The organism is Limosilactobacillus oris (assembly GCF_025311495.1).
Taxonomy (GTDB): Bacteria; Bacillota; Bacilli; order Lactobacillales; family Lactobacillaceae; genus Limosilactobacillus; species Limosilactobacillus oris_A.
Genome location: NZ_CP104398.1, coordinates 362,402 through 383,263, shown reverse-complemented (window position 1 = coordinate 383,263; position 20,862 = coordinate 362,402). Strand labels below are relative to the sequence as shown.

Sequence of the window (20,862 nt, the reverse complement as noted above, 5' to 3'; positions counted from 1 at the left end):
GGATTCTTGATGGCAGATACTTTGAGCAAACGGGTTTCACTGATTGAATTGTTCTACGACCTGGTCTTTGTCTATATGGTTTCGCAGGCCACGGGCCTGATTCGCCACCTGCACCACGGCGTCGTTAGTCTAACGACGCTGGGAATCGTAATTGTCTTTATCAATTCCTGGATGGTGCAGATGGTTTTTACCAACCGCTATGGCAAATCATCGTGGACTAACATTATCTTTTCGTTTGTCGACATGGCAATTGTGCTGTACATGTCGAATGCCTTTACGGTGACCTTTGACCGGAAGCTGGCGACCTTTTTCATTGCGGCAGGCTTGTTGTCGTTAACGCTGTGCCTGCAATACTTGATTACCTACTTCCAGGCCGAAAAAGAGGTAGATAAGAAGATTACGGTGGCGTTTACTGGAATCCTCGGCTTCCGGACGGTCACCCTGCTGATTGGTGGCTTCTTCTATAACACCTGGGGGATTGCGATTGCCCTGGCTGGAATCGTGGTTAGCTGGATTGCGCCGGCGTTTACTGGTAAGTATACCCGCCACCACCCGATTATCTTTTCCCACATTCTGGAACGGCTGACGGCCCTGATTATCGTGATGTTTGGGAAACCATTGTCGGAATTGCGGATTACTTTACCCGAGAAACGCTCTCCTGGCCGTCAATTCTTATCTTTCTCGTTGTGGTAGGGCTCTTCTTTACTTATATCGTTGAATTCGACCACCTGATCGATGAGCACCGGCGCAAGGAGACGGGAAACCTGCTAATTTACCTGCACTATTTCATTCTGTTTGGCCTGAGCATGGTGACCGTTGCGCTACGCTTTATCCACGAACCAGAAGCCAACCATGTCTTTGCAGTGACCTTCTTGTATGTAGTCATTCTGCTCTTCTATATCGGTTTAGACATTGCGAATTATTATAACCAGCGTCATTTACGGGTAAGCCCGGTGGTAAAGGGGGGCTTTATTGCCGTCACCCTGGCCGGCTACTTAGTATCATTAACCAGCCATGAGTTTGCTCTGTTAACGTTAGTTGCGGCACTCGTAACGGTCATTAATGCGGGGATGCTGGTCCGCTTCCTAATCAAGCAAGATTAGTAGTTTGCACCAACTACTAATTTTTTGTCAGTGTTTCATTGACATATCGAAAAACGACGATATAATGTAAACATGAAGTTAAATGAAAAACTCTTTAAGGCGCTCGCTAATAAGACGCGCCTAGAAATCTTACAGTGGCTCAAGGACCCAGAAAATGAGATTCACGTGCCCACCTGCATACCCATTAGCGAGGAAATCAAGGATTACGGGGGTGTCTGTGTTAGCGACCTGGTCAACCAATCGGGGTTGGCACAGTCGACGGTTTCGTCATACCTCAACATGCTAGTGGAGGCGGACCTGCTGATAGCGGTGCGGCATGGCAAGTGGACATTCTACCGTCGGAATGAGGCGGCAATCCAAAAGCTGGGTGAGTTGATCAAGGAAGAATTGTAGTGGTTCTTCTTTTCTTTTGCGAGTATAAATCGTTAAATAGCGATATGTAAATGTTGAGGAGGTTGGATGATGCTAGTAAGTCAAATGGTCGGTTTGAGCGTGATGGCAGGCCTGCTGCTGATCTTAACAGGAGGCACGCCGCGGAAGAAACGGTAGGGAGCTTGGAAGTGGGACAGAACTAGCTTGACTAGTTTGTCGTTCCAGCTCCGTTAACCTATGGGGGGGTCAAGCGCTGGCTGATCAGCGGTTGCACTGTTACGTTTTTACCTTTAAGTATAATATTTAAGAGGCTGCGTCCATTTCCAGTCTTAGTTAAATTTTTTATTTTTTCAAACAGTACTGATTGTAATTTAGTCCAAAGGAGTGACGTTATTATGAAGAAAATTGTTGTGTTAACCGGAAGCCCACACCACCCGGGAAGCTCGGAACAATTAGCGAATGCTTTCGTTAAGGGTGCTACTGAAGCAGGAAATGAGGTTTACCGCTTTGATGCTGGCCGGCGGGTCAATGAATTTTCGCTAATTCAATTAGAAGATAATCATCCGGGGCAGGAAGTTGAGGTCGAACCAAACGACATCATCAAACGGGAAGTCATGCCCAAGCTATTAGAGGCTGACCTGGTAGTGCTGGTCAGTTCCCTTTATTACTACGGAATTAATTCCGCTTTAAAGGCCGTAATCGACCGTTTTTACAGTTATAATCACGAACTGCACGGTAATAAGCAGGCAATCACCCTGGTTTCCGGCTACGGGCAGGAGGAGGCCTTTGCTTCCCTGAATTTGTATTTTAAACAGTTGTTGGATTATATGCGCTGGCAGCTAGCGGGGAGTGTCTTGGCAGCCGATTCGTGGAATGAAGCAAAACTTTCCCGGCATGTTCAGGAGGCATATGCACTGGGCAGGTCAATTGCTTAGTCTTTTCTTTACAGCCGAGGGTTAATGTGAACTGCTTTATGGCGAAACTAATTTGTTGACAGTTGCCAGTGGTAGAGTATAAACTATACTTACTATTTATAAGCATAAAAATATTTGTAAGGAGATGCTTACAGTGAAGTTTACGGTTGTTCATAATCAGCCTACGGTTAGCTGCTGTTGTTAAGCCTCCTATTGGGAAACCTCTAGCTTGCAACAGTATTCATTATAAGTGAGGTGGTTTAATGAAGCAGCCTTCATTGCGGATCGGTATCCTTAACCTAATGCATGATAAGGTCGATACCCAAGAGCGCTTTAGCAAAGTTTTGCAAAATGGCCCGTACGAAGTTGAAGTCGATTTCTTCTACCCCTGGAGCCATTACACTGGTCGTCCGGTTCCGGACCTGGTTCAGCAAATTTCACAACCCTTGGATTTGCGGAAAGTTACGGAGTACGATGCCTTTATTATCTCTGGTGCCCCGGTTGAGCAGCTACCATTTGCAGAAATTACTTACCTAGAAGAAGTTCACCGACTGATTGACCGGTTGGTAGAGCAAGAGATTCCCCAACTATATATCTGTTGGGGAGCAATGGCGGCGGCTGACTACCTTTATGGTATTCCAAAGCGGCTTTTACCGGAGAAACTCTTTGGTGTCTTTCCCAACTTTCGGCGCGACCCTGACCCGTTGCTGGCAGGACTGCCCGACGGTTTTTGGGCTCCCCATGCTCGCTACGCGGAATTAAATGCTGCACGGGTAGCCGCGGACCCACGGCTAGTCATCAATGCAGTTACTAAGGAGCAGCGTTTATTTTCATTCCAGGCGCGTGGACAAAATCAGTATTTCCTGTTTTCACATTTGGAATACGGTCGGGATGCCCTGCTAAAGGAATACCGGCGTGAACGCAATGCCCATCCTGACATTCAATACTTAAAGCCGCAAAACTACTTCCGGGATCCGCTTCACATGAAGGGGCCGGAGTTCAGCTGGGAACGAACCCAGCGCACTTTCTTTGACAACTGGCTGCGGTCGGTTGCTGAACAGATGACCGTTAATCAATTAGTAAAGGAGTAATAACTATGACTAAAATCGTTAATTCAATCGTTGACTTGGTAGGAAACACCCCGCTTGTAAAGCTGAACCGGGTGGTGCCTGAAGATGCTGCTGACGTATACGTTAAACTTGAATTTCTTAATCCCGCGGGTTCAATTAAGGACCGGATCGCCTTGGCAATGATTGAGGATGCGGAAAAGGCAGGAAAGCTGCAGGCTGGGGGAACCATTGTTGAACCGACGTCGGGGAATACTGGTGTTGGTCTGGCAATGGTTGCTGCGGCAAAGGGCTACCACCTGGTAATTACCATGCCGGAAACGATGAGCGTTGAGCGGCGGAAGCTCATGCAAGGCTACGGTGCTGAACTGATTCTGACACCCGGCGCTGATGGAATGAAGGGGTCGATTGCGAAGGCCGAAGAACTAGTAAGAGAAAAGGGTTACTTCATGCCAATGCAGTTTGCAAACCCCGCCAACCCGGCAATCCACGAAAAGACGACCGGTCAGGAAATTTTAGCAGCGTTTGACGGTGAGGCCCCGGATGTCTTTGTAGCTGGAGTTGGTACCGGTGGAACCTTGACCGGTGTTGGCCGGGCGCTAAAGAATGCTGACAAGGCGGTTCAGGTTTATGCCCTGGAGCCCGCTGAGTCACCGTTGCTAAAAGATGGTAAGGGCGGCAAGCACAAGATTCAGGGAATCAGTGCTGGCTTTATCCCGGATGTGTTAGATACTGATATTTATGACGGGATTCTGGAAGTCAAGAGTGACGATGCGATTGCCATGGCCCGTGAGGTCGGGCACCAGGAAGGAATTCTCGTGGGGATTTCCGCGGGTGCCAATATTAAAGGCGCCATTGAACTAGCGAAGAAGCTGGGCAAGGGCAAGAAGGTTGTCACCGTTGCGCCTGATGGTGGAGACCGCTACTTATCAACTGAATTATTCGACTACTAATTGCTTAGCAGCGCAAAAATCCTGGATGGATGGAGAGATTAAACACCTGTCCAGGATTTTTTTGTAAAAAAGTGCTTGCCTTAAAGTCGACTATAAGGATTAGTATATAAACCGTTGAAAGGATATCAAAAATAATGAGGTGAAACAAACTTAGTTTAGAAGAAAATAGTCACGGAACATCATTAAATAATACAGTCCGCCAGGCTTGTGGTTCTGCTTCGGTAACATTAATGGTAGTCATTACTGCCGCTCCAGGTAATATTGTTCTTGGTGCTCGCTATGCATTTATGGCAACACTGATAATGACTATTTTGATGATAATTACCTTTGCTCGCTATCAGAAATTAAAAAGAAGTGGAAATTAATTAACGTTATTTTCTAAGTGAATTTCTTAGAAAAAGAGTGCGTAAACGAACTATATACATAGCTCGCTTACGCACTTTTAATGTTCCGGTATTAAAGTTACTTAGTTAAATAACTCAACTAAACCGCGCCGTCATCAAATGATCGAACAGCTTTTAGTTTCAAATCAATTGGTTGCTGATTTTCCGCGCGACCGTCAAATAAACTCGGTTGATTAACCCGTCCATCGGCACCTGGCCCAATGACAATACTGATTTCATCAATCAGCCCAGCCTCAAGGAAACCACCATTGATTTTGCCACCGCCAACAATCGCTAGGCGTTCAACACCAAATTTGTTTTGCAAGATCTCCATGGCTCGTGCGAGGTCAATTTGTTCTTTTCCGGTTGCAATCCAAGAGATTCCCTTATTATCAAGATCAGTTAAATAATCTGTTGATGCTTGTTCGCTAGTAATAATGAGGTGCGGCTTGGAACTGCCACAATCATCACCCCAACTGGTTCGTCCTTTGGTATCCATCACGATTTCATAGGCGTCTGCAACCGTATTTTGATAAAATGTTTCCTTATTGATCGGACTAGCACTACTAGAAAGCAATTGACCGTTCGAAAGTTCAGTTTGCGCGGTTACCCGTCCACTAATCCGTGTTGGGGTGTCAATTTCATCAAGTGCCGAATAATAAGTATTATTTCCTTGAAGTTGTGCAGTCATTCCACAGTCAATTCGGCCATCAACCGAAGTCATCATGTGGCATACATACTAGATCAATTGTTACTTACCTTATAGTCGACTTCAAAGTTTATAGTAAGAACTGTTAAGTTGATACTATAAAAAATATTAAAGGAGCGGATATAAATGAAAGCAGCCGTATTTATGGAACCAGGAAAAGTTGAAATTCACGATGTTCCTAAGCCAACAATTGATGGTGATAATCAAGCGATCATTCGAGTGGTTCGGGCGAGTGTCTGTGGCTCTGACTTGTGGTGGTACCGGGGAATTGCTAAGCGGCAAGCAAATTCCTTAGTCGGCCATGAAGCCATCGAGGTGGTCGAAAGTGTTAGCGATGATGTTGACCAGATCAAGCCGGGTGATTTTGTAATCGTACCGTTTACTCATGGTTGTGGTCACTGTGTTGCTTGTGTGAATGGCTTTGAAGGTAACTGTCTAAACCAGAAGCCAGGTACCAATGGTGGTTACCAAGCAGAATTTAAGAAGTACGAACCAGCCAACTCTGGCTTAGTCAAAATTCCGGGTACTCCAGCAGATTATACTGCTGACCAATTAGCATCCTTACAGACCCTTTCTGATGTTATGGCTACTGGCTTCCATGCCGCTAAGAGTGCTGAGATAAAGGAAGGTGACACGGTTGCGGTAATTGGTGACGGTGCTGTTGGTCTGTGTGGGGTGATTGGTGCCAAGCTTTTGGGTGCTGAAAAGATCATCTTGCTTAGCCACCATGAGGATCGAGCAGCATTAGGTAAAGAATTTGGTGCAACTGAAATTGTAGCAACAAAAGGCGATCAAGCAGTGCAGGGTGTCTTAGCATTAACCAAGGAGAATGCCGGTGCTGATGCCGTGTTGGAATGTGTCGATGCCACTAGCGCGATTGATCAAGCTGGCCAGATTGCCCGTCCTGGTGCCGTCATCGGCCGGGTTGGTGTTCCGCAAACTGAACCCAAGTCCAACCAACTTTTCTGGAAGAATGTTGGTCTCCGCGGCGGAATTGCCTCTGTTACTAAGCCGGACAAGGAAGTCCTGTTACAGGCAGTCCTCGATGGTAAAATTAATCCTGGTAAGGTCTTTACGAAGAGCTTCTCATTGGATAAAATCCAAGACGCTTACCAGGCAATGGACAAATGTGAAGCAATCAAGTCATTATTGATTGTTAGCGAATAAACCAATGGGGCGTAATTAAGATTAATAATGAAGAGGAGGAAAAATTCCGTCCTCTTTTTCATTATCTAGCTTTATAATAGGAAGGAAACAAAGTTGGAGGTGCCTCATGGGAAAGAAGCGACGGTTTGTCAACTGGGCGACATGGTTTAACGAGCGGCCATTTGTCAAAATCATGCAGCAAACAATGATTATCCTGTTTCCGGTGGCCCTGATTGGGTCCTTTACCTGGATGATTAGCGATAACTTATTAGCCACTAATGGTTTTTTAGCAAATATTTTTCGGGTTCGCCAGTGGTTGCCCCAAATGCAATTTTTGCAGCAACTATTTAATGACATCACTTTGGCGACGATTGGTTTGGTGTCGCCATATGCGGCCTTCACGAGTGCGACACTAACAACCTATCACTACAAGCACCCCAATATCATTGCTGGGTTAACGGCCGCGGCCGCGTATATTTTAATTTTCTTCCATAGCCAGCGGGGGGCGCAGACAATCGAAATGCGTTATTACAATGCCGGTTGGCTTATAGTTGCCGTTTTGATTGGCTACGCGATTGGCCTGATTTTTGCTAAGTGGGGCAAAGAATTCAGCATTGCTGATGTTCGGTTAAAGGATCAGCAATTAATGAGCAAGAGCCTGGCAAACCTTCCCTTGGTCGCAGGAATCCTTAGCGGGGCGTTCGTGCTCCACTTGGGATACGCCTTATTACGGACTTTTAACATCGACGTCACTGCCAACCAAATTTTAACGTCATCGATCAGCAAAAACAGCAATTATTTATTAAATGGCTTTCTTTCACTCAACAATACCATGTCGGTTTGGCTAGGATTCGCAGAACCAGTTCGCCTATCATCAGGGGCCTATAACAATGAGGTGACGAGTAATTTGGTCTATGCACTGACCCATAAGACCCTCGTCAATGTTCCGTACCCCTTTACCCCGTCCTCGCTCTACAATGGCTTTGCCAACTTTGGCGGTGTGGGGGTTACGTTAGCACTGGTAATTGGGATTCTATGGATTGGTCGACACAAGAACCAGCAAACGGTGGCCGTGTGGAGTGCCCTACCAGCAATCTTCAATACGGGTCTGCCAATCATGTTCGGGGCGCAGGTATTTCTCAATCCTTTCTTTGTCCTGCCGTTCGTTTTCTTGCCGGTTCTTAATATGGTGATTGCCAGTGGCTTCACTTTCCTGCACATCATTCCGCCAATTGTTTACCCGGTTCCTAATGGGACCCCAGGAATCCTGGTTCCGTTTATTGGGACGGGTGGCGATTGGCGAGCCCTGGTGCTTTCGATTGCCTTACTGATTCTCGATATTGCCGTTTATCTTCCCTTCATTAAGTGGGCGTTTGAGCCTCAACTTAAAGACGGCGGAAAGGAAGCGTCTCAAAATGAAAATGACTAAACGACGCAGGTGGATTATTGCTGCTTTTGTGGGAATCTTTACCGTCCTGACCTTCTTTTCCTATTGCTGGTCACGGCAAAGCATTGACGTCCTTCAACGGCGGCAGCAGTCACGGATGTCACCGGTGATTATGATTCCTGGAAGTAGCGCAACCGTAAACCGCTTTGATACACTGGTTGCCAAAATTAACCGGATGGACCAGCGGAACCATAGTTTGCTAAAGGTGAAGGTCTATAATAACGGCAAGATCACTTATACCGGGCAAATTCGCCAAAACGATAACGAACCATTCATCGTCGTTGGCTTTGAAAATAATCATGATGGCTATAACAACATCAAGAAACAGGCGAAAATGTTCAAGGCCGCGTTTAACCAACTAAAGGTCCGTTATAACTTTAACAATTTTAAGGGGATTGGTCACTCCAATGGGGGACTGATTTATACCTACTTCTTGGAACATTACTTCAATGAAAGACAGATTAAAATTAAACGCCTGATGACGATTGGGACACCGTATAACTTTGCGGAACCGGCCAACCGGCGGACGCAAATGCTGACCGACTTCATTAAGTACCGGAATAACCTGCCCAGCAACCTGACAATGTACTCGGTAGCCGGTTCGGAAAACTACGTCGAGGACGGCCTGGTCCCGCTCAGTAGTGTGATGGCCGGCAAGTATATTTACCAGGGGAAGGTCAAGCATTACACTCAGGTAACGGTGACCGGGAAACTGGCTCAACATTCAGCCTTGCCCCAAAATCAAGAAGTGTTGGACCTAATCCAGCAGAATATTCTTGAACATGATAACCCGCAGCGACTAAATGGTAGGAGAGCTGCTAGGTTTGCAAATTAACCGTTGGCTGCGAAATAATAAACGGCAGGAATTTGATTGTTTGATCGGCTTCCTGCCGTTTGTTTTAGTGGCCCGCTGTTAGCTTAATCCCGATGATAGCAATGATTAATAGGATGACGAAAATCCAGGTGATTGCTGGGAGCTGGTCGTGAAAGAGGATCACCCCAACAATGATTGAACCAACCGCGCCAATCCCAGTCCAGATAGGGTAAGCGAGGCTGAGCGGCAGGTGTTTGGTAGCCATGATTAAGCTGGCAAAAGAGATGACCATCCCTCCCAGCGTTAGGGCCGCGTAAGGCAGATTGCTAAAGCCATTGCTGAGTTTCATCGCTGTCGCCCAAACAACCTCAAAAATTCCGGCAATTAATAAATAGATCCATGCCATTGTAATTTCCTCCTAAAAATAAAAATGCCGAATAATTATCACCATCTTCAATGACCTAATGATGGTAATAGTTGTTCGGCTTCCCAGGTGGGAATATTGGTATTTATTATTAGCCTACCAAAGTTAATCGTTAATGGCAAATGGTGGGGATTTTAAAACTGGCTGAATATAGTGAGATAATTTAGTATGAGATTAGGTGCAGAATTTTTGAACATCGGCAATTTTAAGGAGAATAACATTAATGACCGCTTTAACAGAAGAAATGTATGGCATCTTTGACCAGCCCGAATTTTCTTTCAAAAAGATTAAGGAGCAGCACACGCCTGCCGAGGTTGACCAATTAAAGGCCAAATTTAAAACCGTTTGGCAGACTTGGAAACAGGTTCAGCAAAATGTAGCAAAAGAATTACCAGCAGGCAGGTTCGCGAAAGTCCACGTCGAGAGCTGGACTAATGGCTGGAATTTACGTGATCATTACTGGGCCGCTTACCGGCTGGATCGCCTGGCGGATGCCAACCCCTGTATTGGGGTGATGCTGGACCGCAAACAATTTCAGGTTTACCTGATGTTTCAGCATTACAAGAGCGACCAGCGGACCGGCACGGCGGCAGAGTACAACCAGCTTTTGCCGCAGATACCAGCATGGGCCGCGGGAATCGCTCCTGCCCACTGGTATCTCTGGGACAAGGATGAAATGGAGTTTGCTGACCATTTATCACTAGCAGAGTACCTTGATAATCAGGAGAAACGGCAGACTTTTAATAACACAGCTTTGCAGACGAGTTTCCTCCTGGGAAAGTTTGCTTTTCGGCGTCAGGACACCGTTGACGATTTGGAAGAGTATATCTTGACGGCCATTAACGACTTGTTGCCGTTATATGAACAGCTTTGATATTCACTTCTTAGATAGATTGCCATCAATGATAAGCATTTAACATTGGATTCGCCCTTCTTTATACTGAAAATTAGCAAGAAGGCAGGAGGGTGCCAAATGAAATACAGTCATATTCCAGGAACAGATATTAAAATTTCTCAGTTAGCGGTCGGGGGGATGAGTTTCGGGATCCCCGCAGTGAAAACCTACCGCTGGATTTTGGACGAAGACCAGACTGATCAGATGGTTCAGCACGCCCTTGACCTAGGAATTAACTTTTTTGACACCGCCAATGTCTACGGTGCCGGGAACAGTGAAGAATTTATCGGCAAGTCACTAAAGAAACACCAGGTTCCACGGGACCAAGTAGCGATTGCCAGCAAGGTTTACTTCAATGACGGCCGTCTCTCCAAGAGAGGCTATCAACCGGGAAATTGACGGAACCCTAAAGCGGCTGAAAACCGACTACTTAGACCTCTACATCATTCACCGCTTTGACTATGACCACCCAATCGAAGAAACAATGGAAGCTCTTAATAGCTTGGTTGCAGAAGGAAAGGTTCGGGCAATCGGTGCGTCCGCCATGTACGGTTACCAGTTCCAAAATATGCAACACGTTGCGGAAAAGAATGGCTGGCACCAGTTTGTGGCAATGGAAAATCACTATAATCTCCTGTACCGGGAAGACGAACGGGAACTGATCCCGATTTGCAAGCAGGGCGGGGTGATGCTGATGCCGTACAGTCCGCTAGCTGGTGGGCACCTTGCTCGGCCAACATGGGACAGTTCATCAAAACGGAGCCAGGTTGATACCTCGGCCCGATCCAAGTACGACCACGCCGAGCAGCAAGACCTGCCGATTATCAAACGGGTAGCAGGACTAGCGGAAAAGCATAATGTAAAGATGTCGCAGATTGCCCTTGCTTGGCAGTGGGCGAAGGGCGTTACTGCACCTATTGTCGGGGCAACAAAGAAGCAATACCTCGACGACGCGGCCCAGGCTACTGAAATTACGCTGACACCAGAAGAGGTTGCCTACCTTGATGAACCTTACACTGCCCATGAGATTGTTGGTGCGTTGGATAGCAATCCAGATGGCTTGCTGCCTAAGGATGTAAAGTAGTGACATACTTATGTGCGAGGTGAGTGGATGAATTATAAAGCGGCTGGAGGGACAAATCAGGATCGTCTAATTATAAGTTCAGCTGATGTTGAACATGATCGGCACCTGGTTGAACAATCTTTTGAGTATGATATACTCCTGACCGAAGAAGATATGAAGAAACGCTTTGGAAAATATAGCTGGGGACAAGATGAAGACTAAACATCGGCCAAATTTCCTTATTCCCTAGTAAGCAACAAACGACCAAAATCGGCGGTAATAGCTGATTTGGGTCGTTTGTCTTTCAAATAAAGTTTCTGAGCGCTTCCGTAAGGATAGTTGTGGAGCAAAAGGTTGATTTCTAATTCACCAACCGCTAACTATCAATGGGTTTCCAGTTTTGATAAGTCGATTTTGGCGATACAGTGTTCAATATACAGGTTGATAAACCTAAAATATTGTTCTGCATACAGAACAGTATTCCAGCTTTAATACATTATTGTTCCCGCTTTTGAATTGCAGCCAGGGCCTTGTACTGATTTAACATCCATTCAGTGTAGGTTTTTCCTTTCGGTTTGGTTTCCGTCACGTTCAGGACGGGAACGTTGTTTTGCTGGGCAAGTTTGACCAGATTTTTAACTACCGAATCACTAGCTTGCGAATTATTAACGAAAAATGCGATTTGATGATTTTTGATGGCGGCTTGGAGTTCAGCAATGTCTTTGGGTGACGGGTCGCTACCATCTTCAACTGCTTTTGCAAAGTGACGGTCCATTACCTGATAGCCAAGGTTGCTGAGGGCGTAGTCAAAGACGGGCTCACTGACGGCCACCTGTCGATTATTGGGGTTCACCTGGCGCTTGACCTGGTTGATTTCCTGTTTAAGTGGTCGCAGTGAGGCGAGGTAACTTTGAGCGTTCTGCTGGTAATCAGCCGCGTGCTCTGGGTCGAGCTTACTATATTGCTTTGCCAAACGGTGGGCGAGTTTCTCCATGGTAGCTGGCTGGTACCAGATATGTTCATTATCACCGACTTTTTTGCCGGCTAGTTGACCAACGTTGATTATTTTGGCATTTTGCCCGGCGTTGGCACGTGTCAGTTTGTTCATCCATTGGTCGTAGCCAAGACCATTTTCAACTACCACGTTGGCATTTCCACCTGCCCGGGCTTCCTTAGTTCCTGGCTGGTAGTCATGAGGGTCCACAGAGGGATTATTGATAAACGAGGTGACTTGACCATGGCTGCCGGCTATCTGCTTGGCAACCTCACCATAAAAGTCCATTCCGGTAACAACACGGATCGGCTTTTGCCGGCTGCCAATTGATTTCCAAGGAACAAGAGCCGCCACTAGGACGATTACTAAGATAGCAATTAGGGCACTCCAGCCCCAAGTAGATTTCTTTTGCATACAATTTCTCCTTCTTAATCGTAATGATTACTATTTACAATCAAGAAGCATACTCGCTTGATTGAAAGAATGCAAACGGGCAGGTAGGGAGTAGGGGTTAGCAATATCAATCTCAACGTTGAAATAAATGCTTTGATTAAATAACTAAATTTTTAAAAATAAATCAGCAGGCAATGAAACATGCACTCATTGCCTGCTGATTATTTACTTAAAAGTTAGGCTGGCGATAATTTGCTTGACGATAACTTGGCGGTCGGTTGTTGTGCCGGGGATTTGAAAAATTCTTTCCTGAACGACGTAGGTTAGAAGGGGGCCAACAAACGCCCGCAGCAACTGGCTCGGGATGAGTTGCTGATTAATCTCCGGGTAATGGCTTTGCAACTCCCGGACCCGGTCGAACATTCCATTATCGCCATTGAAGAAAGCACCGTAGTACTGGGGTGCCAGCCGGTTGGTTAAGACTTCCTGGATAATCAGCCGGATGAAAGCAAAGTTAACTTCGATAAATTCCAGACGATCGGCAACAATGAAGGCTACCAGCTCTTCTAACGACTGCGAATCGTCAATCGTCGCGAAGAAGTTATCCTTGATTTCAAATAGGATCGGCTCCAGTAGCTTCCCCAGCAAATCGTCCTTCGACTTGAAATACTTATAAATTGTTCCTTCACTGACCCCGGCCTGTTTGGCGATTTTCGCGGTTGTAGTGGCGTGAAAGCCATTATTGGCGAAGAGGGTCAGGGCGGTTTGAAGGACTTTCTTCTTGCCGGCCGGCATTTTTGCTTGGTCAAGCTGGGCGGCATAATTATTTAATACTTGTGACAAGGTTAGCGCCTCCTTTTCCCTTATTATACTTTGCGGTAGTGTTTCAGGCCAATGATGTTCAACCAGAGGAGGACGATGAGGAAAATCAGCAGGGCTAAAATGTCACCGCCGAGACACGGTAATCCTTTTCCGTACATTACGATTTGGGTTAACGCATCCCCGGTGTAAGTTAGGGGAAGGATTTTACCAATGTACTGGACCCAGGAAGCCATTGAATCAAGTGGAATGATTCCCGAGAAGAAGACTTGCGGCACCACTACTAGCGGGATAAATTGCATCATCTGAAATTCAGAGTTAGCCAAAGTTGACATTAAAATCCCGAAGGCGAGGGCGACAAAGGCCAGCAGGACGCTAATGATAATAATGTTGAGGATATTACCAACCACTTCGACCTTTAATAGCCAGATGGTTGCCATCACGATGACCGTCGATTGCAGGATAGAGAGGATCCCATAGCTGAGCATGTAGCCGAAAACAATTTCACTCCTTTTAACCGGTGTCGCCAGGAGGCGGTCAAGCGTACCTGATGTTCGTTCCTTGAGCAGGGCCATTCCAGAGATAAGGAAAACAAAGAAGAAGATGAAGAAGCCCATGAGGATTGGCACAATCTTAGCGAAGAAGCCGGTATCAGCGTTTCCGTATTGGTAGTGGTTGCTGATTGATGGTGCCTTATTACTTTGCTGTGGAGCGTTGAAGCTAGGGTTAGTGTCTTTAATCACTGACTGCAATTGCTGGATTCCGGTAGAAAGGGTCGTGATGGTTTGCCCGGTGATTGCTGCTTTAAGTGCTTGTTTAGTCAGTGCAGTCTTGCTGGAATCAGTATTAGCGTACGTTACGTTGAGACGGTTTCCTTTCTCTTGGTATTCGATTACCGCGTCAACATGGTCACTTTTAAGTTTATCTTCGGCTTGGCGGACCGTTTTCGTGGGTGTCACTGTAGCGCCATCAACCTGAGCCAGGTTGTGGCGAATCGTTTGGCTAACGTTGACAGTTGCAATTTCAACATCCGTCTTTGAATTAGCAGAGAACATGACGTTCATCAACCACATAATCAAGATTGGCGCAAGAAACATTAGAGCGAGGGTTCGCTTATCCCGGAGCAGTTCCTTCAAAATTCGTTTAGTGATGGCGAGGGTTCTCATTTTGTTCTTCCTCCTTTTCTGCCGTTAAGAAGACATCTTCAATTGTCGGGACTCCATACTGCTTTTCCAATTCTTGTGGCGAAGCAAAGGCAATGACATCACCATGCAATAAGAGGGCGACCCGGTCGGTGAGTTCGGTCTCATCCATGACATGGGTAGTAATTAGGACACTTTGACCTTGATTGCGCAATGTCTTTAGCTCTTTCCAGATCTTTCTCCGCAATGCGGGGTCAATCCCGACCGTTGGCTCATCCAGAATTAATAATTCAGGCTGACCGAGGAGGGCAATCGCTAGTGACAGGCGGCGCTTCATCCCACCTGAATAGCCACTGACGCGTTGGTTAAGATCACTTGTTAAATCGACCACCTGACTGACATGGGCGATTTCCTGCTTTAATTTTTTACCAGTAACGCCCTTCATTTCACCAAAGAATTCTAGGTTTTCCCGGGCCGATAGGCTTTCATATAGAGCATCCGATTGGGCCATGTAACCAATCTGCCCAAGAATCTGCCGATTAGGCATTTGTTGACCCGAAACGAGGGTGGTACCGGAAGTTGCCTTTTCCATCCCCAGCATTGTTTTGATAGTCGTGGTTTTCCCGGAACCAGATGGGCCAATCAGGCCAACGATTTCCCCGCGGTTGACAGCTAAATTAATATCGTGAAGGATAGCGCGGTTACCAAATGACTTGGCTAAATGATCAAGCTCAATTAAGTGTTGCATAATTGTACCTCCTTGGTGAGTGAACACTCACTTAGACTTTGCGGTTATTATAGTGAGTGAATACTCACCTGTCAACTACAAAAAAAGATCTAACATCCGGTTAGACCATTTTTATAATGTTATGCGTATGTGTCTAGTGATGCCATGAGGCGTTTTATGAAAAGCTGAGCGGCTTTAGATTGAGTAACATTCTTTTTCCAAATTACATTGGTAGTTTCGGTCAGTGCAGGTGCAAGGGGGCGGAAAGTTAGTTGACTGTTATTAGCATTATTAATCAGATGGTCAAAAGTAACTAGGTAGGCGCTCCCTTGGGCCACCATTAATTGAGCGTTAAAAACCAGGGAATAGGTTCCGATAATGTTCATTTTTCTGTCGAGGTTACCCCACCAACTTTGAAAACGGTGTTCTTCAATCGCTTGTTCTGACATTAAAAGGGGAAGGTCAGCAAGATCTTCAGGACTGATCTCCGCTTTGTTTGCGAGGGAATCATCTTTCCGCATCACTAATCCCCACCGGTCGCTTTCGGGAATCTGAAGATGATGGTAATTATCAAGCGAGCGATTTGCCATTAACACTGCGAAGTCAATGCTTCCGTGTTGGAGGGCCGTTTCCATTTCGTCAGCGTTGCCACTGATTAAGCGAACCTTGACATCAGAATAGTCTTTAATAATTTCACTAAGGACCCGCATAATCCTTTCCATGGCAATGCTTTCCCCAGCACCAATTGAAATTGTTCCGCTGATGACTTCTTGACCTTTAATGTTTAAGGCGGTTTGCTCGGCTAGCTGGGTAATCTCCCTGGCTCGCGTCTGTAAATATTCTCCTTCATCCGTTAGGGTAATTTGCCGGTGTCCACGAATAAAGAGTTGGACACCGAGTTCGTCTTCCAGGTCGGCCAGTTGCTTAGAAAGTGTCGGCTGCGAGATAAGCAATTCCTGCGCGGCCTTAGTGATGTTCCGTTTCTGAGCCACGGCGAGAAAGTAGCGCAGTACTCTTAATTCCATTTCACTTCCTCCTATAACTAAAAGCTATTGTTATTGATATTATATAAGTATTTCCGATTATAGGTTAGGGTCAATATAATAGAAAATATTAGATAAGCGGCATTTATTAAGTCAATGGAAATCCATAATTAAAGGAAATAGCAATGCAAGAATTACATTTAACTCAAGAGTGGGATAAGGTTTTTCCTAAAAGCGATAAAGTTGATCACAAGAAGGTCACTTTCACCAATCACTTTGGAATTACGCTGGCAGCTGACCAGTACACACCTAAAAATTATGAGGGCAAATTACCGGCATTAGCAGTGGCAGGGCCCTTTGGAGCAGTTAAAGAACAATCAAGTGGCCTTTACGCGCAAACAATGGCTGAAAAAGGGCATTTAACGATTGCATTTGATCCATCCTTTACTGGCGAAAGTGGTGGCGATGTCCGCGACGTTTTTTCATTGGATATTAATACTGAAGACTACCAAGCGGCAGTGGACTATTTAAGCAACCTCAGTAATGTTGATCCAGAAAAAATCGGAATTATCGGTATTTGTGGTTGGGGAGGTATTTCGCTCAACGCCGCGGCAATTAATCCCCGGATTAAGGCCACGGCAGCAGTGACGATGTATGATATGCCACAGGTTGGTGCCTGGGGCTACTTTGATCAGTGAACTGCTGAGGAACGTTATGCAAGCAAAAAGCAAATTGCGGAACAACGCACCAAGGAATATAGTCAGCAGGATTTGGCAAAGGCGGGTGGCTGCGACGATTAACCGGCTCCTGATGACCAACCGGACTTTGTTAAGCAGTACAGTGCTTACTACAAGACCAAGCGCGGTTACCATAAGCGTTCCGTTAACTCCAATGAAGGCTGGGTTTTGCAGAGTCAGCCAGCCTGGATGAATACGCAGATCCTAGTTCACCCGGAAGACATCAAGAATGCCGTTTTGATCGTTCATGGTGAAAAGGCTCACTCACGCTACATGGGGGAAGATACCTTTAAAAAATTAAAGGGTGACAACAAGGAATTAGTATTGGTACCTAACGCTACCCACACGGACCTTTATGACCAAATGGATAAGATTCCGTTTGGCAAGATTGATAGTTTCTTTAAGCAAAACTTGTAATAAAAATGAAGCCTGCCACACACTGCTGTGCAACAGACTTCATTTTTAATTTTCATAAACTGAGCGTTTTAAGATTCCAACGTAGGGGAGGTTGCGGTAAAGGCCGTCATAGTCAAGGCCGTAGCCAACGATGAATTCGTTTGGCACCTCGAAGCCGACATAATCAGCGTTGACTTCGACTTCCCGGCGGGCCGGCTTGTCCAGAAGGGAGCAGGTTTCAATGCTCTTGGCGCCCCGGCTGGCAAACAGCTTGTTCAAGAATTGGAGGGTGTGACCGGTGTCCACGATGTCTTCGATGATTAAAACTGGCCGCCCATTCACGTCATGGGAAAGGTCCCGGAGCAGGCGCACCCGTCCTGATGATTGGGAGTTATCCTCATAACTGGATACATCAACGTAATCAATGTTGAGCTTGAATGGCAGGCGCTTCATCAACTCGGTCGCAAACATCATTGCCCCAGTCATTACCGGTACGACGACTGGAAATTCACCCTGGTACTTAGCGGTGAGGATTGCCGCGAGTTCGTCGATTCGCTGGTTAACTTCTTCTTGACTGTATAAGACCTGTTCAATATCGTTATTCATTCTATTCTCCCTGTCTGATCAGCAAAATCCGAACATTATTGCCGGATAATCCGTCTTGATAGTAGCATTTTATCATATCTCGACCAGAATTAAAGGGTAAATCCGCCAAATATTCTCAACTACGATTTTGTTGACACTCAACAAAATGATGATAAACTACAATTGATTTATGTTGCTAGTCAATAAAGGAGAGATTAATCATGAGTACGTTATTAGTAATTCAAGCCCATCCGCATACTTCAAACAGCTTGTCACTGACGGTTAGTCAGCATTTCATTGATTCCTACCGGCAAAGTCACTCCAACGACCAAATCATCATCCGGGACTTGTATGCTGCGGGCGGCGTTCCCCCGCTGAACGATGTGACGATGGAAGCCTGGCGAAAGCAAAAGTTTGATGAGCCAATGACCGGGGAAGAAAAGGCGCTGCTAAAGCGCCACGAGGAATGGCTGGACGAGTTTATCAATGCTGACAAGTACGTTTTTGTCAACCCGATGTACAATCACTTTCTGCCGGCTGAAATGAAGCAGTACCTTGATCTGACAGCGGTAGCCCATAAAACTTTCAAGTACACGTCAAAGGGGCCGGTCGGCTTGCTGGAGGGAAAGAAAGCCCTGCATATTCAGGCGGCGGGGAGTGAATACCACCGAAGCGGTAAGTGGGGGATTGTCAAATTCTTGGTTCGCAAGGCCTTGGGGATTCAAAGCAAGGAAAGCTGTGCGTTACAGGACCTGGGCGATACTTACCTAACTAACATGATGAAGTTCTACAGTATTAAGGACGTTACAAAGCTCTTCATTGAAGGTGCTGACGCCCACCATGACCAGCGAGCGGCGATTTTAAAGCAGGCGCTCACCCAAGCCGAAACGCTTGCACAGCATTTTTGATATAATCAGTAAAAAAAGGCTGGTGAACGTATTTTTATGACTACTGCTACTGATGAAATCTATCGGGCTATCCAGGAACTCCGGGCAGCCCACGAGAATCCACGTGGGTCGTACGAACAGCAATGGCTCCAGCACCATCTAGCTAACGAGAATCTTCAGGAGACCGTGACCAGACTCTCGTTAGTCGCCCTCCACATCCTTTCGGCCCTGGAAGATGCTCCGCTGACTGGAATTGAACTTGCCCAGAAAATTAGGGTTACCCGCGGTGGGGTTACCCGGGCGGCCCAAAAATTATTGGAGTATGATTTGGTACGGGCCAATAAGCGGCCAGATGACCAAAAGAAAATTTACTACTCTTTGACTCCCCAGGGAAGACAGGTAGCTGCTGCCCACGACGAAATGCACGAATCGATCAGGACAAACATTGAAGCCGCGCTACTAAAGAAGTATTCTTCCCAGGACTTGCGGCTCGTTGCTAGCTTCTTGCGCGACTTGCAACGGTTAGAAGGACAATTTGGCAAAGCGGGGGCAGAATAGCAAATGAAAAAACAGTGGAAACGCCAACTCAACCTTGGAATATATGCTATCGTTTGGAGCTTCGTGATTGGGGTTGCCACGGCAAGCTACCTTAATTTTGTCAACTGGCTAATTGAGCTGGTCTGGCACTCCTACTTACACGGTGATAATGCGTTTGGTCGTTGGTATCCCTTCCTGGTGTGTGGGCTCGGCGGAGGCCTGGTCGGCTGGTTGAACCGCCACTGGGGGAACTACCCCTGGACGATTGAACAGGTGCTGAGCAAGGTCAGACTCCATGGTGAACTGGATTATCACCAGTGGTGGAAGTCACTGGTCCTCGGTCTCTTGGTTCTTGGGCTTGGTGGAAGTGTTGGTCCTGAAGCGTCCACAGCAGTCCTGACGGGCAGTATGATCAACTGGCTCGGTGACCGCCTGCGCTGGGAAAAGTCCAGTTCCTCCGTTCAGCCCGCCCGGAACTTATGGAGCGGACGAATGGACCCAGTACAGTTAAAGCAAGCGCCGCGCTTTTCGGCATTATTTCATTCAAAGGCGGAGCGCTTAGCGACGGTGACCGCCTTGACTATTGTTGGGGTCGTGGGCGCCAGTATTATTTTTAAATTATTTCCGGAAGAAGGGGCCTTTGGTATTCACCACCAGGCTATTCAATGGGCGCCAGCCAACCTGTGGACCTGGCTGCCGGCAATGGTTGTCGGGATCGCTTTTGGCTGCTTCTTCGTCTACCTTGAAAATAGTTTCGCCAAGCTGATCAACATTCGCCTGGGGCCAGTCATGCAGGGAATCATCTTTGGGCTGACCTTAGCACTAGCTTCGTTGGTTAGTCCTGACGTCATGTTTTCCGGCGAATTCCGGATTGTGCCGTTTAGTAACGAAGCCCTCAATTTATCGGTTGCCTTCCTGATCCTGCTCGCCCTGCTCAAAGCAGTGCTGACCAACCTGGGCTTCGTAATGGGCTGGCGCGGGGGAACGATTTTCCCGGCAATCTTTTCGAGCGTGGCAGTTGGAGTTGCCTGCGCAATGCTCCTGCCTGGGAACCTGCGGGTCAATGCCATCGTTGTGGTAACTGCCAGCTTGACCAGAATTTTAGGGAAACCGATCCTTGTGATCGTCCTCCTCTTTTTCCTGGTAGCGGTTGAACTATCACCGGTAATTATCGTCATTGCCCTGCTTGTCAGTGGGCTACTAAAACTCCCGGCAGTTATAAATAACTAAAAACGGGAAGCTGTTGTAACTTGGCAGCTTCCCGTTTGTTTCTAATGATTACTATTTACAAAATCAACAATCTGATTAACGACTTGGCGGTGCGTTTCTCCATAGACTAAGCCAAAGGGAGCAGTGAAGTCCCAGTCGACAT

General features: G+C 46.6%; 20 protein-coding genes and 3 pseudogenes. 15 read left to right on the top strand and 8 right to left on the bottom strand.

Annotation, left to right across the window (positions count from 1 at the left end):
• The first annotated feature begins 9 nt into the window (after positions 1-9).
• The 5 genes and pseudogenes from N4599_RS09955 to cysK all read left to right on the top strand — a co-directional run bounded on the left by N4599_RS09955 (position 10) and on the right by cysK (position 4,409).
• Positions 10-1,103: pseudogene (locus N4599_RS09955) on the top strand (low temperature requirement protein A).
• A 72-nt stretch (positions 1,104-1,175) separates the two neighbouring features.
• Entirely contained in the window at positions 1,176-1,496 is a 321-nt protein-coding gene (locus tag N4599_RS01950) for an ArsR/SmtB family transcription factor (RefSeq protein ID WP_003713309.1), read from the top strand.
• Between the two features lie 374 nt (positions 1,497-1,870).
• Positions 1,871-2,410, top strand: coding sequence for a flavodoxin family protein (locus N4599_RS01945; protein WP_062812774.1), 540 nt, complete (start codon positions 1,871-1,873; stop codon positions 2,408-2,410).
• Between the two features lie 242 nt (positions 2,411-2,652).
• On the top strand, positions 2,653-3,480 hold the full coding sequence (locus N4599_RS01940) for a homoserine O-acetyltransferase/O-succinyltransferase family protein (protein WP_062812773.1): 828 nt from the start codon (positions 2,653-2,655) through the stop codon (positions 3,478-3,480).
• A 5-nt stretch (positions 3,481-3,485) separates the two neighbouring features.
• Positions 3,486-4,409 carry a cysteine synthase A gene (cysK, locus tag N4599_RS01935; protein WP_062812772.1) on the top strand — a complete coding sequence of 308 codons (924 nt, stop codon included), beginning with the start codon at positions 3,486-3,488 and terminating at the stop codon, positions 4,407-4,409.
• 483 nt (positions 4,410-4,892) lie between these two features.
• Here the strand turns inward: cysK and N4599_RS01930 are convergent, their stop codons facing one another.
• Positions 4,893-5,519: a dihydrofolate reductase family protein gene (locus N4599_RS01930; protein WP_062812771.1), complete on the bottom strand. Its 627-nt coding sequence runs from the start codon at positions 5,517-5,519 to the stop codon at positions 4,893-4,895.
• A gap of 108 nt (positions 5,520-5,627) precedes the next feature.
• On the opposite strand from N4599_RS01930, the gene N4599_RS01925 reads away from it, so the two are divergent.
• From N4599_RS01925 to N4599_RS01915, 3 genes are all read left to right on the top strand, one after another.
• A complete protein-coding gene (locus N4599_RS01925) occupies positions 5,628-6,668 on the top strand; it encodes a zinc-binding dehydrogenase (protein ID WP_260901635.1) in 1,041 nt (346 codons plus the stop codon).
• Positions 6,669-6,774: 106 nt separating this feature from the next.
• A complete protein-coding gene (locus tag N4599_RS01920) occupies positions 6,775-8,076 on the top strand; it encodes a PTS sugar transporter subunit IIC (protein WP_260901633.1) in 1,302 nt (433 codons plus the stop codon).
• Complete coding sequence (locus tag N4599_RS01915) at positions 8,063-8,929, top strand: alpha/beta hydrolase (RefSeq protein ID WP_260901631.1); 867 nt, start codon at positions 8,063-8,065, stop codon at positions 8,927-8,929. Before N4599_RS01920 ends, N4599_RS01915 begins: the two co-directional genes overlap by 14 nt.
• A gap of 64 nt (positions 8,930-8,993) precedes the next feature.
• Here N4599_RS01915 and N4599_RS01910 read toward each other — a convergent pair whose 3' ends face one another.
• Positions 8,994-9,314 carry a DMT family transporter gene (locus tag N4599_RS01910; protein WP_260901629.1) on the bottom strand — a complete coding sequence of 107 codons (321 nt, stop codon included), beginning with the start codon at positions 9,312-9,314 and terminating at the stop codon, positions 8,994-8,996.
• Positions 9,315-9,555: 241 nt separating this feature from the next.
• Between N4599_RS01910 and N4599_RS01905 the strand changes: the two genes are divergently transcribed.
• The 3 genes and pseudogenes from N4599_RS01905 to N4599_RS01895 all read left to right on the top strand — a co-directional run bounded on the left by N4599_RS01905 (position 9,556) and on the right by N4599_RS01895 (position 11,512).
• Complete coding sequence (locus N4599_RS01905) at positions 9,556-10,206, top strand: glucose-6-phosphate 1-dehydrogenase family protein (RefSeq protein WP_062813209.1); 651 nt, start codon at positions 9,556-9,558, stop codon at positions 10,204-10,206.
• 99 nt (positions 10,207-10,305) lie between these two features.
• Positions 10,306-11,311, top strand: a pseudogene (locus N4599_RS01900) (aldo/keto reductase).
• A gap of 27 nt (positions 11,312-11,338) precedes the next feature.
• A complete protein-coding gene (locus tag N4599_RS01895) occupies positions 11,339-11,512 on the top strand; it encodes a hypothetical protein (RefSeq protein ID WP_260901627.1) in 174 nt (57 codons plus the stop codon).
• A gap of 274 nt (positions 11,513-11,786) precedes the next feature.
• Here N4599_RS01895 and N4599_RS01890 read toward each other — a convergent pair whose 3' ends face one another.
• The 5 genes from N4599_RS01890 to N4599_RS01870 form a co-directional block, all read right to left on the bottom strand.
• A complete protein-coding gene (locus N4599_RS01890; RefSeq protein ID WP_062813210.1) occupies positions 11,787-12,698 on the bottom strand; it encodes a metal ABC transporter solute-binding protein, Zn/Mn family in 912 nt (303 codons plus the stop codon).
• A gap of 204 nt (positions 12,699-12,902) precedes the next feature.
• Positions 12,903-13,520: a TetR/AcrR family transcriptional regulator gene (locus tag N4599_RS01885; RefSeq protein ID WP_062813211.1), complete on the bottom strand. Its 618-nt coding sequence runs from the start codon at positions 13,518-13,520 to the stop codon at positions 12,903-12,905.
• 23 nt (positions 13,521-13,543) lie between these two features.
• Positions 13,544-14,662, bottom strand: coding sequence for an ABC transporter permease (locus tag N4599_RS01880; protein WP_260901623.1), 1,119 nt, complete (start codon positions 14,660-14,662; stop codon positions 13,544-13,546).
• Positions 14,640-15,386: an ABC transporter ATP-binding protein gene (locus N4599_RS01875; RefSeq protein WP_260901621.1), complete on the bottom strand. Its 747-nt coding sequence runs from the start codon at positions 15,384-15,386 to the stop codon at positions 14,640-14,642. Before N4599_RS01875 ends, N4599_RS01880 begins: the two co-directional genes overlap by 23 nt.
• A 119-nt stretch (positions 15,387-15,505) precedes the next feature.
• Entirely contained in the window at positions 15,506-16,390 is an 885-nt protein-coding gene (locus N4599_RS01870) for a LysR family transcriptional regulator (protein WP_260901620.1), read from the bottom strand.
• Between the two features lie 143 nt (positions 16,391-16,533).
• Between N4599_RS01870 and N4599_RS01865 the strand changes: the two are divergent.
• A pseudogene (locus N4599_RS01865) lies at positions 16,534-17,502 on the top strand (alpha/beta hydrolase).
• A 45-nt stretch (positions 17,503-17,547) separates the two neighbouring features.
• Here the strand turns inward: N4599_RS01865 and hpt are convergent.
• On the bottom strand, positions 17,548-18,087 hold the full coding sequence (hpt, locus tag N4599_RS01860; RefSeq protein WP_260901618.1) for a hypoxanthine phosphoribosyltransferase: 540 nt from the start codon (positions 18,085-18,087) through the stop codon (positions 17,548-17,550).
• Positions 18,088-18,287: 200 nt separating this feature from the next.
• Between hpt and N4599_RS01855 the strand changes: the two genes are divergently transcribed.
• From N4599_RS01855 to N4599_RS01845, 3 genes are read left to right on the top strand one after another with little or no spacing between them, the layout of a single operon-like run.
• Positions 18,288-18,974 (top strand): FMN-dependent NADH-azoreductase, encoded by a 687-nt coding sequence (locus tag N4599_RS01855; protein WP_260901616.1) that lies wholly within the window; start codon positions 18,288-18,290, stop codon positions 18,972-18,974.
• Between the two features lie 36 nt (positions 18,975-19,010).
• Positions 19,011-19,511 carry a MarR family winged helix-turn-helix transcriptional regulator gene (locus tag N4599_RS01850; protein WP_260901613.1) on the top strand — a complete coding sequence of 167 codons (501 nt, stop codon included), beginning with the start codon at positions 19,011-19,013 and terminating at the stop codon, positions 19,509-19,511.
• Between the two features lie 3 nt (positions 19,512-19,514).
• A complete protein-coding gene (locus N4599_RS01845; protein WP_260901611.1) occupies positions 19,515-20,720 on the top strand; it encodes a chloride channel protein in 1,206 nt (401 codons plus the stop codon).
• Positions 20,721-20,862: the final 142 nt, after the last annotated feature.